The 18,798-nt window shown below is 67.1% G+C and carries 18 protein-coding genes; 6 read left to right on the forward strand and 12 right to left on the reverse strand.

Going from position 1 to position 18,798, the window contains the following annotated elements:
* The first annotated feature begins 25 nt into the window (after positions 1–25).
* A complete protein-coding gene (locus HL666_RS02125) occupies positions 26–1,075 on the forward strand; it encodes a LysM peptidoglycan-binding domain-containing protein (RefSeq protein ID WP_172179636.1) in 1,050 nt (349 codons plus the stop codon).
* Positions 1,076–1,088: 13 nt separating this feature from the next.
* Here HL666_RS02125 and HL666_RS02130 read toward each other — a convergent pair whose 3' ends face one another.
* From HL666_RS02130 to HL666_RS02155, 6 genes are all read right to left on the reverse strand, one after another.
* Complete coding sequence (locus tag HL666_RS02130; protein ID WP_172179638.1) at positions 1,089–1,712, reverse strand: methyltransferase family protein; 624 nt, start codon at positions 1,710–1,712, stop codon at positions 1,089–1,091.
* 41 nt (positions 1,713–1,753) lie between these two features.
* Positions 1,754–2,779 carry an NAD-dependent epimerase/dehydratase family protein gene (locus HL666_RS02135; RefSeq protein WP_172111013.1) on the reverse strand — a complete coding sequence of 342 codons (1,026 nt, stop codon included), beginning with the start codon at positions 2,777–2,779 and terminating at the stop codon, positions 1,754–1,756.
* Positions 2,779–3,318, reverse strand: coding sequence for an Mpo1-like protein (locus HL666_RS02140; RefSeq protein ID WP_172111287.1), 540 nt, complete (start codon positions 3,316–3,318; stop codon positions 2,779–2,781). Before HL666_RS02140 ends, HL666_RS02135 begins: the two co-directional genes overlap by 1 nt.
* Before the next feature lie 246 nt (positions 3,319–3,564).
* A complete protein-coding gene (locus HL666_RS02145; RefSeq protein ID WP_172179640.1) occupies positions 3,565–4,233 on the reverse strand; it encodes an OmpA family protein in 669 nt (222 codons plus the stop codon).
* Entirely contained in the window at positions 4,233–4,649 is a 417-nt protein-coding gene (locus HL666_RS02150) for a hypothetical protein (RefSeq protein WP_172111011.1), read from the reverse strand. The genes HL666_RS02145 and HL666_RS02150 overlap by 1 nt, the downstream gene beginning before the upstream one ends.
* A 118-nt stretch (positions 4,650–4,767) precedes the next feature.
* A complete protein-coding gene (locus HL666_RS02155; RefSeq protein ID WP_172179642.1) occupies positions 4,768–7,329 on the reverse strand; it encodes an ATP-dependent helicase in 2,562 nt (853 codons plus the stop codon).
* A 294-nt stretch (positions 7,330–7,623) separates the two neighbouring features.
* Between HL666_RS02155 and HL666_RS02160 the strand changes: the two genes are divergently transcribed.
* On the forward strand, positions 7,624–7,797 hold the full coding sequence (locus HL666_RS02160) for a DUF1328 domain-containing protein (RefSeq protein WP_006614063.1): 174 nt from the start codon (positions 7,624–7,626) through the stop codon (positions 7,795–7,797).
* 84 nt (positions 7,798–7,881) lie between these two features.
* Here HL666_RS02160 and HL666_RS02165 read toward each other — a convergent pair whose 3' ends face one another.
* Genes HL666_RS02165 through HL666_RS02180 form a run of 4 tightly spaced genes read right to left on the reverse strand, consistent with a single transcriptional unit; the run spans position 7,882 to position 10,914 of the window.
* On the reverse strand, positions 7,882–8,526 hold the full coding sequence (locus HL666_RS02165; protein WP_210261689.1) for a hypothetical protein: 645 nt from the start codon (positions 8,524–8,526) through the stop codon (positions 7,882–7,884).
* A complete protein-coding gene (locus HL666_RS02170) occupies positions 8,523–9,266 on the reverse strand; it encodes an OmpA family protein (RefSeq protein ID WP_172179644.1) in 744 nt (247 codons plus the stop codon). The genes HL666_RS02165 and HL666_RS02170 overlap by 4 nt, the downstream gene beginning before the upstream one ends.
* Position 9,267: 1 nt before the next feature.
* Positions 9,268–10,029, reverse strand: a complete 762-nt coding sequence (locus HL666_RS02175; protein WP_172179646.1) for an oxygen-binding di-iron domain-containing protein — start codon at positions 10,027–10,029, stop codon at positions 9,268–9,270.
* Positions 10,030–10,080: 51 nt separating this feature from the next.
* A complete protein-coding gene (locus tag HL666_RS02180) occupies positions 10,081–10,914 on the reverse strand; it encodes a roadblock/LC7 domain-containing protein (protein ID WP_172179648.1) in 834 nt (277 codons plus the stop codon).
* 263 nt (positions 10,915–11,177) lie between these two features.
* Between HL666_RS02180 and HL666_RS02185 the strand changes: the two genes are divergently transcribed.
* From HL666_RS02185 to HL666_RS02195, 3 genes are all read left to right on the forward strand, one after another.
* Positions 11,178–12,689: an amidase gene (locus HL666_RS02185; RefSeq protein ID WP_172179650.1), complete on the forward strand. Its 1,512-nt coding sequence runs from the start codon at positions 11,178–11,180 to the stop codon at positions 12,687–12,689.
* Positions 12,690–12,756: 67 nt separating this feature from the next.
* Positions 12,757–13,995 carry a hypothetical protein gene (locus tag HL666_RS02190; protein ID WP_172179652.1) on the forward strand — a complete coding sequence of 413 codons (1,239 nt, stop codon included), beginning with the start codon at positions 12,757–12,759 and terminating at the stop codon, positions 13,993–13,995.
* Positions 13,996–14,017: 22 nt separating this feature from the next.
* On the forward strand, positions 14,018–16,234 hold the full coding sequence (locus HL666_RS02195) for a caspase family protein (protein ID WP_172179654.1): 2,217 nt from the start codon (positions 14,018–14,020) through the stop codon (positions 16,232–16,234).
* A gap of 11 nt (positions 16,235–16,245) precedes the next feature.
* Here HL666_RS02195 and HL666_RS02200 read toward each other — a convergent pair whose 3' ends face one another.
* Positions 16,246–16,770, reverse strand: a complete 525-nt coding sequence (locus HL666_RS02200) for a thioesterase family protein (RefSeq protein ID WP_172111003.1) — start codon at positions 16,768–16,770, stop codon at positions 16,246–16,248.
* A gap of 73 nt (positions 16,771–16,843) precedes the next feature.
* On the opposite strand from HL666_RS02200, the gene HL666_RS02205 reads away from it, so the two are divergent.
* The gene (locus HL666_RS02205) at positions 16,844–18,265 is read left to right on the forward strand and encodes an FAD-binding oxidoreductase (RefSeq protein ID WP_172111002.1); all 1,422 of its coding nucleotides are present in this window, start codon (positions 16,844–16,846) and stop codon (positions 18,263–18,265) included.
* A 145-nt stretch (positions 18,266–18,410) separates the two neighbouring features.
* Here HL666_RS02205 and HL666_RS02210 read toward each other — a convergent pair whose 3' ends face one another.
* On the reverse strand, positions 18,411–18,695 hold the full coding sequence (locus HL666_RS02210; RefSeq protein ID WP_172131722.1) for a GCG_CRPN prefix-to-repeats domain-containing protein: 285 nt from the start codon (positions 18,693–18,695) through the stop codon (positions 18,411–18,413).
* Positions 18,696–18,798 lie beyond the last annotated feature (103 nt).

The following is an 18,798-nucleotide window of genomic DNA, read 5'->3' on the forward strand; positions in this document are numbered from 1 at the left end:
GCTTTGAGCTTTCCCGGGAGCACGAATGACCGGCGTGGCGCAGATCGCGAGGCGGCGGCTCGATGCAGCCAACCCGGCGGCCGGCAGGAGGCTGCCCGCGCTCCTGTTGACCGCAACCTTTCTCCTTGCCGGACTTGCCGCCTCGAGCAATTCGCTGGCCGCGCAGTCCGGCGCCGCTTCGGCCTCCGCGCCCACCCGATCCGCCAAAGCATCCCCGGCGTCCACTCCCGCCGCGATCCGCGCCGTGCCGCCCCCGCCGCCGGAGGCGACCCAGCCGCTGCCGCCGCCGCGGGTCTACCTGTTCCGCGGCGCGCTCGGGCCGCTGTTCTCCACCGGCATGGACCGGCTTGCGGAGAAGATCGAGAAGGCCGGGTTCTGGGCGAGCGTCTATGAATTCACGCTGTGCGACCTGATCGCGCTGCAGGTCGCCAAGAACTACCGCCAGGATGGGGGGCCGATCGTGCTGATCGGCCACTCGATGGGCGGGCTGTGCAGCGTCCGGATCGCGATCACCCTCCAGGAGCAGAACATCCCGGTCGCCCTCGTGGTCACCGTCGATCCGGCACATGCCACCAAGAGCGTGCCGCCGAACGTGCAGCGCTTCATCAATCTGTTCCTGTCGGACAACATTCTCGGCGGCGGCGACGTGAAGCCCGAGCCGGGCTTCCGCGGCCACTACGCCAGCTTCGACATGAAGGATCATGACGAGGTCACGCACATCAACATCGACAAGATGGAGGATGTGCACGCCCAGCTGGTGACGATGATCAGCCAGCTCTCGCAGACCTCCGCGACGGCGGATGTCGACCCGGTGCAGCTGCGCTATCTGGTCCCGCCCAAGACATCTGTGGAGCTGTGGGACAGCGGCACCTCCGTGGCGGTGCGGCCGGGCGAGACCCTCGACCAGATCGCCGCCAATTATCGCGTTCCGCTCTGGGCGCTGCAGCAGTCCAATCGCGGCCTCGCGGCCCAGCCTCTGATCCCCGGGCAGCGCATCATCCTGCCGCGCCATTTGCTGCCGCAGGCTGCCAACCAGCCGGCTTCGCCGCAGCCCGAAGCCGTCGTCAGGCGCTGAGCAGCCTTGCGCGTCAGCCCGCCGGCATGAACGGGATGATCATCGGCACCCGCTGGCTGTAGGCAACGTAGTCTGGTCCCAGCTCCTGGGCCAGGAACACCTCTTCCATCTTGGCCTTCCAGGCCATGCCGAGCGAGATCAGGACGGCGCCGAGCACCGCGCTGACCGTCCCCACGGCAATGCCGGTCGCGATCATGCCGAGGATGAGGCCGGTATAGATCGGATGCCGGACCATGCCATAGGGGCCGGTATCGATGACCTTGTGGCCTTCCTTGTGGGTGATGGCGTTCGACCAGAACCGGCCGAGATGGATGCGTGCCCACCAGGTAAAGGCGATGCCGGCCAGGGTCACCACGATCAGCAGGTAGACCCCGGTCTCGCCGGGGTGCCAGAACGGCTTCTCGCCGAGCAGACGCGAGGTCCAGGGCGTGAACAGGATGCCGCCGAGCACGATCAGCGCGTGATAGCGGCTGGTCTTGATCACGGTCACATGTTTGCGGGTCTGCCCGGACCAGAACGAGGCCCCGACCCAGCTGGCGAGCCAGATCAGCCAGATGACAGCGAGCAGGGAGGTGGGCCAGGTGGTGGTCCATCCGCTGAACGCAAACGACGAGATGGGGCTGGCATCGCCGGACATGTCTTGGAACCGTTATGAGACGTTGGACCGGCCGCTCTTAGCTATTCGGCCGCGGTGCGAAAAGGGTGTTGTTTGTCGTCGAGCCGTTTTCCCGGCTCGGAATCGAGCAGGAAGGCGATGGTCTCGCGCAAGGTGGGCTCGATCGGGCGGGGCGCGTAGCCGAGTTCCCGCTTGGCCCTGTCGATCGACAGATCGGACGCGGATCGGGCGATCCGCACCCCCTCGGCGGTGCCGGAGGGGCAGCGCTTGGTGAGGTGATCGGAGACGAACTCCAGCATGCCCGCCGACAGCTCGGCCAGCCGGCCGGGTACCGGCAGCGCCACGTGCTTGCGGCCGCTGATCACCGCCATCAGCTCCAGGATGCGGCTGAGGCGCAGGCTCTCGCCGCCGAACACGTAGCGCTCGCCGACCTTGCCGCGCTCCATGGCCAGGATCAGGCCTGCGGCGACGTCGCGGACATCGACCAGGTTGACGATGAAATCGAGATAGAGCTGAACACGGCTGTCCAGGAAATGGCGCAGCATCTGTGACGGCGGTGTCAGGTTGCTGTCATGCGGTCCGATCGGCATCGTCGGGGTGCCGACCACGAGCGGAAAGCCGTCTGCGGCGGCGGCCATGGCGCGGGCTTCGGCCAGGGCCTTCGACCGCGTATAGGCCCCCGGCATGGCCTCGGCTGGCGGCGCCGTGGGGGCCGAGGCGGCGCCCGTCGATCCCGGATAGTCGAACAGGATGGACTCGGTCGAGCAATGCAGGAAGCGGCGCACCCGGTTGGCGCGCGCCGCCGCCAGCACCGTTTCCGTGCCGACGCAATTGACGCGGTAGAAGTCCTCGCGGTCCGGCATCCACATGCCGGGCAGCCCGGCGAGATGATAGACCTGATCGACGCCGGCCACGGCCTGTCGCACCAGGCCTGCATCGAGCACCGAGCCCTCGATATATTCCACCTCGGCCATCATGTGCGTCGGGCAGCGGATATCGAGCACCCGCACCTCCGCGCCCCGCGCGACCAGCGCAGAGACGAGGTGATGTCCGATAAAACCACTGCCGCCGGTGACGAGGACTTTCATTAGGGACGTGAGCGTTGATCGCCTTGAAGAGGACGGGATGTGAGCTGGTCGGACGCGACGAGATCGGCCACCGAAGGCTTGAATCCCAACGCCACGTACAACTTCGCCATCACGAACATCGGCCCGAGAAACAGATGCGCCGGATGATCCAGCAGTGACGGATTGTTGCGCTCGAACAGCTTGTGACCCACCGCCTGCGACACGAGGCCGAGGATCACGAGTGCGGCAAACAAGGCCCATAGGGCCAATCCGTGGACGTGATCGGCAATCATCATGGCCACAGCAAGGAACAGCACGGCAAAGGCAAGAATGCCGGCGCCGAGCGCTGCATCGAGCAGCAGCCAATACAACAGCACCGGCAGCGCGAGCACGGCGCCCAGGCTGATGCGGATGCCGAACGCGTCGAAATGCCACAAGCTCAGCGGCAGCACCGCGCCGAGGAACAGCAGGACGATCCCGAGCACATGCATCAGGCCGTTGCGCGGATCGCGATGATATTCGACGTAGTCGATCATCTGGCGTCGGAACATGGCGTTCATGGCTATCTCGCTCGTCAATGCGATCGACCACCGCTCAATCGACGGCCGTAAAGACCGGGCTATACCATCAAGCGGCTGCATCGACAAACCGGCAATCGGTACGCCCCGGCCTCAGCGCAGCCGGGCTGCGTCGATCTGAGAACGGGTTCCAATTGCGCCGATCGTCGCAGCGCGCCGATGCCCCATCCAAGACAGTCGCGCCCGGACGCCCCCGGGTTCACGGCATTCGCGCAGGGCTCATTTGCGTCAATTGCGGTGCTTGCGCGGAGCCTGCTTGCCGGATGCAGCCGGAGCGGGGGCTGGCGGCGGCGGTGCGGCCTCTTCGGCAGCCTTGGCGACCGTGATGATCTGGATCTGCTGATTGACAGGGGCGGTCGGCTTGCTCGGATCGAGCAGTTGCTCTTCGCCCAGGCCGATCGACTGCAGCCGCTTGACCGAGATCTTGAAGGTGTTCGCCAGGATGTCGCGGATCGCGTCGGCGCGGCGCTGGCTCAGGATGACGTTGGACTCGCGCTTGCCGTTGGCTTCGACGTGCCCGACGATCAGGAAGCTGTAGGGAAGCAGCTCGGAATAGACCATCGCGTCGGCGATCCGGCCGACGGCCTGGTAGGATTCCGGCCGCACGATCGGCGTGTCCACGTCGAACTGGATGTCGATGTTGAAGGCCGGCAGGGTCATGAGCTCCGGCGCGATCGGCGTCCGCTTCTGCGGCGGCGGTTCGTTGCGGCTGCGGATCTTCGAACGTTCCTGGGTCTGTTGCTTGAGCGCCGGCAGATCCAGCGTCGGCGCCGTCTCGAACCGGCTGAGCTGGCGCACGATGTCCTCGCGCGTCACCTCCTGCGACCACGCCGGCGCGCTCGCGACCAGCAACGAAGCCGTGATCAGCCCGAGCAGTGCTGTCGCTGTCCGTTGCATCAGCGATACCCCGCCTCGCCCAGCGACTGCTGGCAGCGCGCGCCGACGCCGCTCGCGGTCATCAGGCAGGGAATCGATTTGCTGGTCTCCTTGGTCGAGCCGCCGCACAGCTTCACGATCTCGCGCTGGCAGGCATTGGCCACCGTGACCCGGGCCGCGATGCGCTTCTGGATCGCCTCGAACGCCTTGAAATAGGTGGCCTTGCACTGTGCAGAGACGACATCCTGGTTGCGCGACAGGCATTCCTTGAGGCGGTTGGAGTCGAGATTGACGCCGCGGCAATTGGCGGTGATGTCCGCGCCGCAGCTCGAGGCAATCAGCCCCGCCGAGTCGGCAAAGCTCATCGTCTGCGCCGCCGCAAGCGACGGCGCGCTCAGCGCGATCGCAACACTCAACAGGATGTATCGCCGGACCATGGTTGCATCTCATACGATGCGCGCTGCCATGGTCAAGGCCTAACCAAGGCGACGTGTGAAGTTCGGTTGCCGCGATCCGCGCCGGTCCCGCGGCGGCCGGCGCACCGTGGCCGTGGGGTCACGCCCTCTGCACGAAGCTGTCGACCACGTGCTTCTCGCCGGCCTTGTCGAAGGCGATGGTCAGCTTGTTGCCGTCGATCTTGATGACGCGGCCATAGCCGAACTTCTGGTGAAAGACGCGGTCGCCGACGGTGAATTCCGAGACGGTGCCGGTTGATTTGGCCACCAGTTCGCCCTCGATGGTCATCGGTCCGCGCTTGTTGCGTCCGAAATTACCGCCGAACGGATCACGCCCTGCGAACGGCGATTGTTGCTCGCTGAAGCCGCCCTCGGACGACCCGCGTGCTGCGCCGGGGCGGCGCGCCTGGGCGCGCTGCCAGCCCGGCGTGGAATAGCTCGATCCGAACGACTCGACATTGTCGAAGCGCGACGGACCATAGCCGCCGGCGCCGCCCCAGCCGGAGCCGCCCTTGGATTCGGTGATCTCGACGCTGGCGGCCGGCAATTCGTCGAGGAAGCGCGACGGGATGGTCGTGGTCCAGGTGCCGTGGATGCGGCGGTTGGTCGCGAAATAGATTTTCGCGCGGCGCCGCGCGCGCGTCAGGCCGACATGGGCGAGGCGGCGCTCCTCTTCCAGGCCGGCGCGCCCCTGTTCGTCGAGGGTGCGCTGGCTCGGAAACAGGCCTTCCTCCCAGCCCGGCAGGAAGACGTTGTCGAATTCCAGCCCCTTGGCCGAATGCAAGGTCATCAGCGACACAGCTTCCTCGTCGGCGGCGCCCTCGCGGTCCATCACCAGCGAGATGTGCTCGAGGAAGCCGTGCAGGTTCTCGAACTCCTCCATCGAGCGGATCAGCTCCTTGAGGTTGTCGAGACGTCCGGCCGCGTCGGCCGAGCGGTCCTTCTGCCACATCTCGGTATAGCCGCTCTCGTCGAGCACGATCTCGGCGAGCTCGGTGTGCGGCGTCACCTCGCGCTGGGCGCGCCAGCGCTCGAATTGCAGCAGAAGTCCGCGCAGCGAACCGCGCGCCTTCGGCTTCAACTCGTCGGTCTCGACCACCGCGCGCGCAGCCTCGAACAGCGGGATGCGGCGCTTGCGGGCGTGGTCGTGCAGCAGCTGCACGGTGGCGTCACCGAGCCCGCGCTTGGGCACGTTGACGATGCGCTCGAAGGCGAGATCGTCGGCCGGCGAGTTGATGACGCGCAAGTACGCCAGCGCATCGCGGATCTCGGCGCGCTCGTAGAATCGAGGGCCGCCGATGACGCGGTAGGGCAGGCCGAGCGTGACGAAGCGGTCCTCGAACTCGCGCATCTGGTAGGACGCGCGCACCAGGATCGCGACGTCGTTGAGATGCTCGCCCTTGCGCTGCAGCTCCTCGATCTCCTCGCCGATGCCGCGCGCTTCCTCTTCCGAATCCCACGCCCCGGTGACGGTGACCTTCTCGCCCTCGACATCCTCGGTGTGCAGCGTCTTGCCGAGCCGGCCTTCGTTGTGCGTGATCAGATGCGAGGCGGCGGCGAGAATGTGCCCGGTCGAACGATAGTTGCGCTCCAGGCGAATGACCCTGGCTCCGGGGAAATCGTGCTCGAAGCGCAGGATGTTGTCGACCTCGGCACCGCGCCAGCCATAGATCGACTGGTCGTCGTCACCGACGCAGCAGATGTTCTTGGGGGGAGCGCCGGAAGCGGCAATGCTCCTGTCGTCATCACCGGGCCGCCGCGCAGGGTCGAGACCCGGTGATCCATCTTCTTCGGAAGTGATGGATTGCCGGGGCGAGCCCTGCAATGACGCGCCGGCGGACGACGGCGCCTGCGACAGCAGCCGCAGCCAAAGATATTGCGCGACGTTGGTGTCCTGATACTCGTCGACCAGGATGAACTTGAAGCGGCTCTGATACTGCCGCAACACGTCCGGGTTCTCGCGGAACAGCCGGATGCTCTCGAGCAGCAGGTCGCCGAAATCGGCGGCGTTGAGGATCTTCAGCCGCTCCTGATAGCTCGCATAGAGCTTGCCGCCCTTGCCATTGGCGAACACGGCGGCTTCGCCCGAGGGCACCTGCGACGGCGCCAGGCCGCGGTTCTTCCAGCCGTCGATCAGCCCGGCCAGCATGCGCGCCGGCCAGCGCTTGTCGTCGACGTTCTCGGCCTGCAGCAACTGCTTGAGCAGGCGGATCTGGTCGTCGACGTCGAGCACGGTGAAATTGGATTTGAGCTGCACCAGCTCGGCATGGCTGCGCAGGATGCGCCCGGAGATCGAGTGGAAGGTGCCGAGCCACGGCATGCCTTCGACGGCTTGTCCCAACATCTCGGCGAGGCGCGTCTTCATCTCGCGCGCGGCCTTGTTGGTGAACGTCACCGACAGGATTTCGCTCGGCCGCGCGCGGCCCTGGCTCAAAATATGCGCGATGCGCGTGGTCAGCACGCGGGTCTTGCCGGTGCCGGCGCCTGCAAGCACCAACACTGGGCCATCGAGTGTCTCGACAGCCTCGCGCTGCTCTGGATTGAGGCCCGCAAGATAGCGCGCACCCCCGCTCGCAGCCGCGCGTGCGCGCGCGGCGATGCCGCCGGCAACAGGCTGGTGGTCGGGCGCAGGAAAAGGGCTCACGCGGTTGGGCTCGGTCATCAGCGAATCAGTCTCGTCCCTCTGACCGCATCATACGACGGCATCGAGAGGTCTGCAGGAAGGAGCCCTCATAGCAGGGATTGTCGGTGATATGGGGCCGGCCGGTGCGTTTTACAGCCCTAAATCGGGGCAGTCCCTCGGAATGCGCGCCTGTTTCCGCCGACTTTGTTCCGCCGAAACGCGAATTTTTACCGCGCCGCTGGCCCGGAACCTTTGTTCCCGACCCTGATTGTCATGCCAACGGCGCAAGCTCCGCGTCGCCTTGAACCGCAATCGAGAGACAGAGGTCGTGTCATGTTAGGCTGGGTCGTCACCTTCCTGGTTATCGCATTGATCGCCGGCATCCTCGGCTTCGGCGGCATCGCCGGCGCCTCCATCGAGATCGCCAAGATCATCTTCTTCATCGCCATCGTGCTGTTCCTGGTGTCGGCCGTCGTGGGTCTCGCCCGCGGCCGATCCCGCGTGTAGTCGGCCTCATCCCTGACAATGAGGTCGGCGAAGGGCGCAGTGCCTCGCAAGAGGTGCTGCGCCCTTTGCGTCGTGGGGGGCGCCTCAGGCCGGCGCCGTCAGCGCGACCTGCACCTTGGCCAGCGCGGGATCCAGCGCCACGGACGTGAGCCGCGGATCGTTGGACAGTGCCGTCAGCGTCACGGTCTGATCCTGCACCCGGAAGATGCGACACAGCGTCGTCGCCTCCGACACATCGCGCAGCATGACCGACAGCGGCGCGACGCCGTGCTCGCCACTGACCTTCTCGGCGACCAGCGCCAGCCGCGTCGCCGCCGCCGCCAGCCGCTCGGTGTGACGGCCGGCCGTGTTGGCCGCGAGCGGCAGGCCTTCCTCGTTCGTCAGCAGCACGGTTTCAAACCGCCCGACCTCGGCGATCCTGTCGAGCAGCGGCACCAGCTCGCGGCGCCGGCCCGGCCGGCTCGCGAGCTGAGCCAGATCGAGCGAGATGCGCTCGCGTTCGACCAGCGGCGCCAGCACGTCCTGGATCGCGCTGCGCAGACTGGTCTCGCGCTCGATCGCGTCGTGGCTGCTCTGCTCCTGCAACTGATCCAGGCTCGCGGCCTGCAATTGCACCTGTCGCCGCAACTGATCGCGAGCCAGCGTACCCTGGCGCGCGCCGAACAGATAGCCTGCGGTCAGCAGGAGAATGGCGGCGCCGAAGCCGCTCACGATGGCATAGATGGTCATGGTCGCTTCACCGCCGTGAGTTGATCGCAATCGTCGACGCCGGCAATGTGCAGCAGCGCCTTGCGGTCCGCGGCCACAGCCTCGGCATCGCCATGCGCCGCGCCGGCGCCGGCGGCGCGCACCGCGATCTGCTTGGCGGGGATGCCGTCCTTGCGCAACAGATCTGCGACGGCCTTGGCGCGCGAATAGCTCAGGAGCACGTTGAGATCCTCGCTGCCGCTGGCATCGGCATGTCCCTCGATGACGAGGGTCGCGTCGGCGTGCCGTGACAGCGCCTTCTGCAGGATCGCCCGCGAACGCTTCATGTCGGCAGGATTCGGTCGCGTGCTGCCGCGCTCGAACGCGACCGCCAGCGGCGCAAAACATTCGGTGCTCGCCTTGGCGGCGCCCAGCGGCTCGGCGCGAGCCGTCGGTGCGGCGGGGGCCGCCGGTGGTTCGATCGGGGCGGCGGAGGGCAAGGGCAGCGGCGGCGCGACGATCAGAGCGGGGAGAGGCGCCGGGGGCTCGGGCGGTCTCCATGCCGGCTCGGCGACGATCGGCTGGGGTGCCGGGATCGCGGCCACCACTTGGGGCGCAGCCGGCGCCTGTTGCCACAGCGAGGCCGACATGATGGCGACCAGCGTGCCCGCGACGGCAAAGGCGGTTGCGAGCCAGATCGGCGCGTCCTCGCCGGCTACGACAGACGCATCGGCGCGCGCGGCTGGCGTGGAGAACGCGGCATTGGGGGAGGGCGCCAGCATGTCAACCTGCTGGCACCTTGAACATCGGCGTGATCAGGTCGATGCCGCATTCCAGGCCGGCACACCATTCGATGAACTGGCGCGACATCGCCGCATCCGGAAACAGCGCGCCGTGTTGCGGGGCGATGATCTCGATGTCGAGCGGACGTACCATCTGCGCCCACGCCTTCATCACGCGGTTCGAGACCATGTAGCGGCGGTGAAAGCCTTCCATGAAGCGGATATGCGCCTTGAAGTCGCGCGTGACGATGTAGTCGACGCCGATCGAAGCGCCGAGATCGCCGCTGTAGAGGATCTTGGAAACCGGATCGTAGAGCTGGAAATTGCCCTCGCTGTGCAGGAAATGCGCTGGCAACGCACAGAGCTTGCAGCCGGCGAGATCGAACACCATGCCTTCGTCGGGGATCGGCTTCAGCCGGTCGGCGACGATGTGGTCGAAGCCGAAATGCGGCACGAAGCGGGTCCAGAGCTCCGAGATGTAGGCGTCGGCGTCGGTCGTCATCAGCCAGCCGTTGATCGCCGCGACGATGTCGGGGTCCTGGTGCGACAGGAATAGGTACTTGAGACGCCCGCCGGAGAGCTCGGTGAAGGTCTCGCCCAGCACCTTGGAGTAGACCTTGTGGCCGCCGGGATCGAGCAGCATGCCGACGCGGTCGTGGATGATGAGGTGCTGGTTCGCCTGCACGGCGAGATCGCCGGCGCTGAAATCCTCCAGCAGAATGTTCTTGTGAACGCCGTCATCATAGAGGACGGTATTGGCCATGAAGCTACTCCTGCCGGCGCAGCGCGCCGGCTTACTTGGATGACGACTGCGCTACAGCACCTTCTGCAGCGACCGGACGGCTTCGCGCATGTCGAAGAAGGTCAAGCCCAGCTTGCTGTTCTCGTTGGTCAGCGCGAGCAGCAGCGCGCCGCGGCCGGCGCTGACCAGCACCGCATAGCCGGACTCGCCGCGGATGATCACCTCCTGCAGATGGCTGCGGCCGAGCTCCATCGCGGCGCGGCCGCCGAGCGACAGCAAGGTCGCGGTCATGCCGGCGACCCGCGTCTCCTCCATGTCCGCGGCGAGCACGCTCGCGATCATCAGCCCGTCCTCGGAGATCAGCGCGCAGGCCTCGACGCCGAACGAGTCGCTCTGCAGCTTGCGCAGCACGCGGTTGATCTCATCGAGACGTGACATCGGCTTCTCCTCGACGGCGCGCGGTGAAAATCTGGAATTAAACTGACTTTGAGCCATGGTGGGATCCTGGGCGTCATCGGGGGCTGATGAAACTGAAGCAGTCGGAATGTCGGTATTGGCAGCAAAAAAGATGGAAAGCTCGTCGGGAACCAGCGGCGTTGGCGGTGTCCCAGCCTCATCCGGTGCCGTCACGGCGCGCGTCTCGATCGTGTCGACCGCGTCGTCGAGCGCGCGCTGCTCGGCCTTGATCCGTGATCGCGAGACCGGGGGATGCATGGCTTCGAGCTGGGTCACCAGCGCCTGGCGCGCCGACTGATAGACCTCGGCGCGACGTTCGGGACTGGAATCCGGCAGGTTCTCCATCGCGCGCGACAGCAGGATGAAGTAGTCGGCTGTCGTCACCGGCGCGGCCGCCGCATCCTCGTGCGGACCATGCGCCCTGCTCAGCAGGCTTGCGAGGCGTCCCATCGCTCTCTCGTCCACTCTTACGCAACTAACGATGCGTAAGGTTAGGTCGGCACAAGGGACGCCACGAATGATCTGAATCAAATTAACTAAATTCGAGACGAGTGCGCGTAGTACGGCCATCATATCCGCCGATCTTCGCCATCATGTCGCCATGCTCATGGCCTTTGCGGCGCGATTTTGCCTTGATCAGTGCGACTGCGCCGCTGTTGCAGCCAGAATCAGCTACCATGACGGCCAGTGGCAGTCGCCGCGGGGAGGGGATTGTGAACGTTCAGGACTATCTGCAGCGTGATGCGGTCGCGCTGGCTGAGGCCGTCCGCTCCGGCGAGACGACTGCCTCCGAGCTGCTGCAGCTCGCCTTGAAGCAGAGCGAGCGTGCGCAGTCCAAGACCAACGCCCTTTGCAAGCTGATGGAGCGCGAGGCGCGGGCGCAACTGGCCAAGCTCGCGGATGGCCCTTTCACTGGTGTGCCGTTCCTGATCAAGGACTGCGCGCAGGACTATGCAGGTCTTCCGACGGCCTATGGCAGCAAGGCGCTGTCGGGCATCGTGGCGAGCGAGCATGCCCATGTGGTGCGGCGCTATCTCGACGCCGGCTTCGTCATCTTCGGCAAGACCAACCTTCCGGAGCTCGCGCTCAAGGGCGTGTCGGACTCGCTTGCCTTCGGCCGCGTCAGCAATCCCTGGAATGCGGCGCATACGCCGGGCGGCTCCAGCGGCGGCGCCGCCGCGGCTGTTGCCTCCGGCGTCGTGCCGATGGCCGCCGGCAATGACGGCGGCGGCTCGATCCGTATTCCCGCCGCCTGCTGCGGCCTGTTCGGGCTGAAGCCCTCGCGCGGCCTGGTGTCGTCGGGACCGGGCTTCGGAGAGTACTGGTTCGGGGCCTCCAGCGAGGGCGTGCTGTCGCGCAGCGTACGCGACACGGCGTCGGCGCTGGACGTCATCACGGGCAGCGAGCCCGGCGATCCGTTCCTGGTGGCCGAGCCCGGCGTGGTCTATGCGAACGCGGTCGCGCGCGATCCCGGCCGCCTCCGCATCGGCTACATGGCGGCCTCTCCGATCGGTACGGAGGTGCATGCCGAAGCGAGGCTTGCGGTCGAGAACGCCGTGAAGCTGTTGCAGGGCCTCGGTCACGAGGTCGAGGAGGCCACGCCCGACATCGATGGCGCCGCGCTCGCGACGTCGTTCCTGCACATCTATTTCGGCCAGGTCGCGGCGCTGGTGGCCGACGCGCGCGGCAAGGGCGCCCGGCGCGAGGAGTTCGAGCTGCTGACGCGGGTGCTGTCGACGCTCGGCGGCGCGATCTCGGCCGGCGCGCTGACGACGCAGCTGCTCAAATGGAACGGGTTCGCCCGCGCGCTCGCCCGTTTCCACGCCCGCTACGATCTGCTGTTGACGCCGACGCTCGCGCACCCTCCGATCCGGCACGGCGAGGGCGATCCGAGCACCGCCGAGCAGACGCTGCTCGACATGCTCGATCGCATCGGCCTGCTCGGGCTGTTGACGCGCTGGGGCGCGCTCGACGGCATGATCGACAAGATCGCCCGCGACAGCCTGCAATATGTCCCGTTCACGCAGCTAGCCAATCTCACGGGCACGCCGGCAATGAGCGTGCCGCTGCATTGGACGCGCGATGGCCTGCCGCTCGGCGTGCAGTTCGTCGGCCGCCTCGGCGACGAGGCCCGGCTGCTGCAGCTCGCCCGCCAGCTCGAGCAGGCGCAGCCCTGGTTCGACCGGCTGCCGGATTGGGTGCGCGACACCGCTGCGGCCGACTAGATCGCGTTGCGTCTTTTTGAAGTTTGCTTCCCTCGCTATACTGCCTCTGGTTGCGAGGGAGATTTCAATGACGATCATCTATATTCACGGTGTGAACGTCCGCTCGCCCGAGCATGGCGTCGAACTCCAGAAGCCCTTCCTGCGCTGGCTCGGCGCCAAGGTGTCCGAGCCCAATGCCGCGCAATACGAGCCGGTCTATTGGGGCGATCTGGCCTCCGACTTTCGCTGGAAGCTCGCCTCGCGGCCGCGCACGGCGCTGCTGGGCCAGGGTGGCACTGCAGGCTTCGAGTCGCTCGGCCAGCTGCGCGAGGCCGGGACGGGCGCGTTCGAGCCGGCGCCTGCCGTCGATGACGGTCCTGTGCTGGGTGGGCCCGCCGTGGCCGGCGGCGCGTCTGTGACGCCGCCACTGTCGTCGGTTCCGACCGACAAGCGCGCCGACTTCCTCGCCGATTTCTATCTCGCGGTGCGAACGCGCGCGCGGCGCAGCCAGCAGCCGGCGGGCTATGTCGATCCGATCGCCGACGAGCCGCGCGCTGCAGGACTTGCCGCTGCTGCAGCCGACGTCGCGGCGCGGTGGGATGCGATCGTGGCCCAGGAGCAGAGCGAAGATGCGCGCGCGCAGGCGCTGCTCGCCGCGGTCGACAACGAGCTCGCCGGCGACGCCCTGGTCGGCATGGGCGGCTGGTCCGACTGGACCGAATGGGCCGGCGAGGTGCTGCGCCGCGCGGCCGCGCTCCCCGGCGATGCGCTGTCCACCGTGGCGGCGGAGCTGCGCCCCACGATCAATGCCTTCGTCGCCAATTTCGTCGGCGACGTCTTCTCCTATCTGGACCGGCGCGAGCAGGGCGGCCAGCCCGGCGAGATTCCGCGCCGCGTGCTGGCGGCGCTGAAGCGCGCGCATCAGCGCAAGCAGCAGACCGGCGAGAAGATCGTCGTCCTGACCCATTCGATGGGCGGCCAGCTGCTGTACGACGCCGTCACTTATTTTGCCCGGCAGGACCCGGCGCTCGCGGGCCTCGAGATCGACCATTGGTTCAGCTGCGGCTCGCAGGTGTCGCTGTTTGCCGAGCTCGGGCTGTTCAAGGGACAGCCCGATCTGCGCGCGCCCGACCAATTGTCGCGGCCGGCTGCAGTGCGCGGCTGGACCAACTACTACGATGGCAACGATCTGTTCGGCTTCGTCATGGCGCCGGTGTTCAAGGGCGTCGTCGATCGCGACTATTCGACCGGCTACGGCCTCGCGTTCGCCCATACCGGCTATTTGGCACGGCCGAGCTTCTTCCAGGAGCTCGCAACCCGTCTCTGACCTGCCTCGAGGAGTCCGTGCCGTGACGCTGATCGCCGACACCGATACCAAAGGACTGTGGACCGCCGCCGACAAGCCCAGATCCGGGAGTCACGCGTTGATCGTCGGGGTCAGCGACTATCCCTATCTGTCCGGCGGCAGCGCCAGGGAGCGCGCGCCCAATTCCGGCGGCCTCGGCCAGCTGGCGCTGAGCGCGGTGACGGCGGCACGGATGTTCGACTGGTTCAGCAAGGCCGGCCGGGTCGCCGGCGCGCCGGTGGCCTCGTGCCGCCTGCTGCTGGCGCCCTCGGCCGGCGAGATGGCCGAGATCAACCGTCTCACCAATGGTCATTTCGCGCGGCCGGATTTCGCCGTGCTGCGCGGCGCGATCGAGGCGTGGCGCGACGCCATCTACAAGGGCCGTACCGGCGACGAGAATACCGCGTTCTTCTTCTTCTCCGGCCACGGCGTCGAGCATCTCGCCTCGCCCGCACTGCTTGCCGCCGACATCCTCGACCCCAACGCCGCCGGCAGCGAAGCCCGCGCGGTCGCGATCGAGGCGGTGGCGCGCGCGGTGAAGACGTCGGGGATCGACCGCGCGCTGTTCTTCGTCGACGCCTGCCGCAACGCGCCGGCGCTGGCGATGACGCTCAACATCATCGGCGACGAGATCCTGAAGCCGCAGCCCTATCTGTCGAAGAGCCCGGACGCCGTCATCAGCCTGCAATCGACGCGCTCGGGGCTGCAATCATTCCAGGTGCCGGGAGAGGATGCCACCATCTTCGGCCGCGCGCTGCTCGAGGCCCTGCAGGGCGCGCCGCCCGAATTCGTTCCCTACGACACGCATGGCACGCCGTGGCGGCTGGTGTTCGCGAGCCTGGAGAGCCACGTCAAGAACCGCGTCCGCGAGCTGCTCGCGGCCCACACCGCGGCGAAGATCCAGCCGGTGGAGCCGTCCGGCATTCCCTATGACGGCGCAATGATCGTGGCCGAGCGCGCGCCCGCCGTCGTCATGGTGGGGCTGGCGCCGGAGCCGCCGGAAGCGGCCCCGCCGGATTCGGCACCGCCCGACTCCGAGGGACCAGGCTCGTCCGGCGGCGGCCCGGCGCCGGAGATCGCATGGACGCCCGAGATCAAGCTCGACGAGCTCGCGCTCGACAGCATCGTCAGCAAGCGCGCCGATACAATGCTGCGCCGCTTCAAGACGTTCAGGGCCGGCATCGACGCGGCGCCCGGCGGTGGCGGAGGTGACCTGCTCGACTTTCGCACCATGCACGACATTCTCGGCCATGAGAGCGTGACCGGACCGTTCCTGAATGCGCTGTCGATCCGCGACGCCTGGAGCGGCGCGCGGCTGAGTGCGCAGGAGTTCAAGCTGACCCAGGGGCGCAGCAACGAGGTCGGCGACAGCCTGACCTCGTGGATCGACGTCGAGATCCCGCCCGGGAAAGGGCAGGTCGTGTGGTTCGGCGTCGCCGGCATGGGCGATGTGTCGTTCGGCGTCGCGATCCCGCGCGATGCTGCGCTGGCGATGCCCGTGCGCCTCGATGTCGGCTTCAGCCGCAGTGGCCGGGACTGGGCGGTCGAGCAGTTCAGCGCCCGCCTCGGCGAGCCCAGGGGCGACGATACCGCCAGCAAGATGTTCTGGCGTCCGCTCTGGGAGCTGCAGCGCATCGAGGCCTTCTCCGATCTGGCGGCCGCCGGCCTCAAGATCCGCGGGCTCGATGATCTTCTTGATATCGTGGTCCGCAAGGTGGAGTCGCCGGTGGCCGCCGCCATTGCCATGAGTCTGCTGCTCCGCTCCGGCAATCTCGACGTCCTCAAGGACTGGCCACGCAATCTGGCGAGCTGGTTTCCGTGGCTGCCCGACGGCAGCATCCTGTGGGCGGAGACGCTGTTGCGGCGCGCCGAGGGCCGTCCCATCGATCCGAAGGCTCAAGAGGAGGCCTTCTCGTATTTCGTGAAGAGCGCGACGCAGGGCCCGCCGCTGCTGACGCCGAGCCTGCGCATGGCGATCACCCAGATGCAGATGTGGCGCAGCCGGTCGAAGCCGGACGCCCCCAAGCCGGACGATCCCAAGCCGGCTGACCCCCAGCCGGATCCAAAGGCCGCCGCGCTCGCCGGCGCCTCCCGCGTGATCGAGACCGCCGCGCGCCATCTCGTCTCCGGCAGCCTGTTCGCGAGCTTCGCGCGCATCGTCAGCGCCGATCCGCCGATGTCTGCGCTGACCGCTGCCGACGTGCTGTCGCGCGCCCGCTGATCGATGTGCCGTCAGCGCCGCGGCATGCCGATCGCGCGGCCAAGGCCATCGGGGCGCGGCAGCGCGGCATGGGCCTGCAGCACGCGGCCGATATTGTCTTGGATATCCGGCGGGAACGGCGCGACCTTGCGCTTGGTCATGTCGATGTGCACCGACATGTTCTCGGACGTCGCGGAGATCCAGCCTTCGTCGGCGTGGCGCAGCTCCTCGAACGTATGCAGCCGCTTCTCGTCGGCGGCGATCAGCCAGACCGCGACCACAACGGGATCGCCCAGATGGATCTCGCGCAGATACCTCACATGGCATTCCGCCGTGAAGGTCGAGCCGTGGCGCTCCTTCATATAGGCCGGGCCGATGCCGAGCTCGGCCCAGATCTGGTCGATCGCACGGTCGAACATCACGTTGTAATAGGCCATGTTGAGATGGCCGTTGTAATCGATCCATTGCGGCTCGATCTGCATGATCGATGAGAGGAACGGCCCGCTCGCGGCGGACCTTGTGGGCGTTGCTTGTGTGGGCACTGCATTATCGCTCATCGGCTCTTCCGTTTGCTCCCTTGACCCTTGTTGCGTCCTTTGCCACGGTCCGCCCAACTTCCGGAGGACTAAAGTGGCGACGACGATCCCTCATCACGACCTGAAGCGGCCCGCGCCGGAGGCGCTCAAGAGCGCGCTCGACGCGCTCGCCGCCCGCTTCGGCAACAAGCTCATCACCTCGCAGGCCGTGCGCGAGCAGCATGGCCATACCACGACCTGGCTGCCGACGCAGCCGCCGGATGGCGTGGTGCTGGCGCAGGAGACCGCCGACATCCAGGACGTCGTCCGCATCTGTGCGCCTCTGGGCGTGCCGATCATTCCGTTCGGCACCGGCACCTCGCTGGAGGGCCAGGTCAACGCGCCCGCGGGCGGCATCTGCATCGACATGCGCGACATGAACAAGGTGCTGGAGGTGCATGCCGAGGATCTCGACTGCGTGATCCAGCCCGGCATCACCCGCAAGACCCTCAACGAATATCTGCGCGACCAGGGCCTGTTCTTCCCGATCGATCCCGGCGCCGACGCCTCGCTCGGCGGCATGGCCTCGACGCGTGCCTCCGGCACCAATGCGGTGCGCTACGGCACCATCCGCGAGAACGTGCTGGCGCTGAAGGTCGTGCGCGGCGACGGCGAGATCATCAAGACCGGCACCCGCGCCAAGAAGTCCGCCGCCGGCTACGACCTGACGCATCTGTTCATCGGCGCCGAAGGCACGCTCGGCATCATCTGCGAGATGACCATCCGCCTGCGCGGCATTCCCGAGACCATCGCTGCGGCGTCATGCTCGTTCGAGACGGTGCGCGGCGCCTGCCAGGCGACGATCCTCGCCATCCAGACCGGCATTCCCGTCGCCCGCATCGAGCTGCTCAATGCCGCGCAGGTGAAGGCCTGCAACGCCTATTCGAAGCTGACCCTGCCGGAGACGCCGCTGCTGCTGCTGGAGTTTCATGGCAGCGAGGCCGAGGTGGCCGAGCAGTCGAAGAACTTCGCCGAGATCGCCGCGGAGTGCGGCGGCGGCGACTTCGCCTGGACCACCAAGCCGGAGGATCGCACCAAGCTGTGGCAGGCGCGTCATGATGCCTATTGGTCGGTGAAGGCGATCCGGCCCGGCGTCGGCGTCGTCGCCACCGACGTCTGCGTGCCGATCTCGCGTCTCGCCGATTGCGTCGGCGAGACCGAGGAGGATCTCGCGCGCCTCCGCCTGACGTCGCCGATCGTCGGCCATGTCGGCGACGGCAATTTCCACTGCTCGCTGATGTGCGATGTCGACGATGCCGACGAGATGGCACGCGGCGAGGAGTTCATGCATCTGCTGGTGGAGCGCGCCCAGGCGATGGGCGGCACCTGCACCGGCGAGCACGGCATCGGCCAGGGCAAGCAGAAATACCTGAAGTCTGAGCTCGGCCAGGAGGCGCTGGACGCGATGCGCGCCGTGAAGCAGGCGCTCGATCCGCAGAACATCTTCAACCCCGGCAAGATCATTCCGGCGAGTTGATCCGGCCTGAGCTGATCCGGGCCGCTGCCGCGCCTTGCGGGCTCGCGGTGATGGCTCGGATCTCACACCGACCTGACAAGGCTCCAAATGGAAAGCGCCGCCGCGTTCGGAACGCGGCGGCGCTGTTCTGTTCCGTTTTGAACGCTCAGCGGCAGACGCGGCGCGGTCCCCACGGGGTCGGACGCACGAAGCACGTGCGCGGGGCGTAGACATAGCCCGGGCCGTAACCGTAACCGGGGGCGTACACGCGCGGGGCCGGGCGGCATCGGCCGAACCGGTCACGGAACCAGCCGGGTCCGCAGCCGCCGGCAACGCTCTCGACGTTGATCTCCGGAGCCGAAGGCTGGCCCGGCAGAGTGAAGGCCTGGGCGGCCGATCCGCCAAGCATGACGGTCGCGGCGAGCAGGGCGGAGGTGAACAGATTGCGCATTGCAGTGCGGTCCTCTCGGTTGGTTTCGAATCAGTCCAGTCGTTAGACGTCGTCGGACGCGTTTTGGTTTCGCAATTTTTTCGACGTCGCGAAACCTCTTCCC

It is taken from the genome of Bradyrhizobium aeschynomenes (genome assembly GCF_013178945.1).
Lineage (GTDB): Bacteria > Pseudomonadota > Alphaproteobacteria > Rhizobiales > Xanthobacteraceae > Bradyrhizobium > Bradyrhizobium aeschynomenes.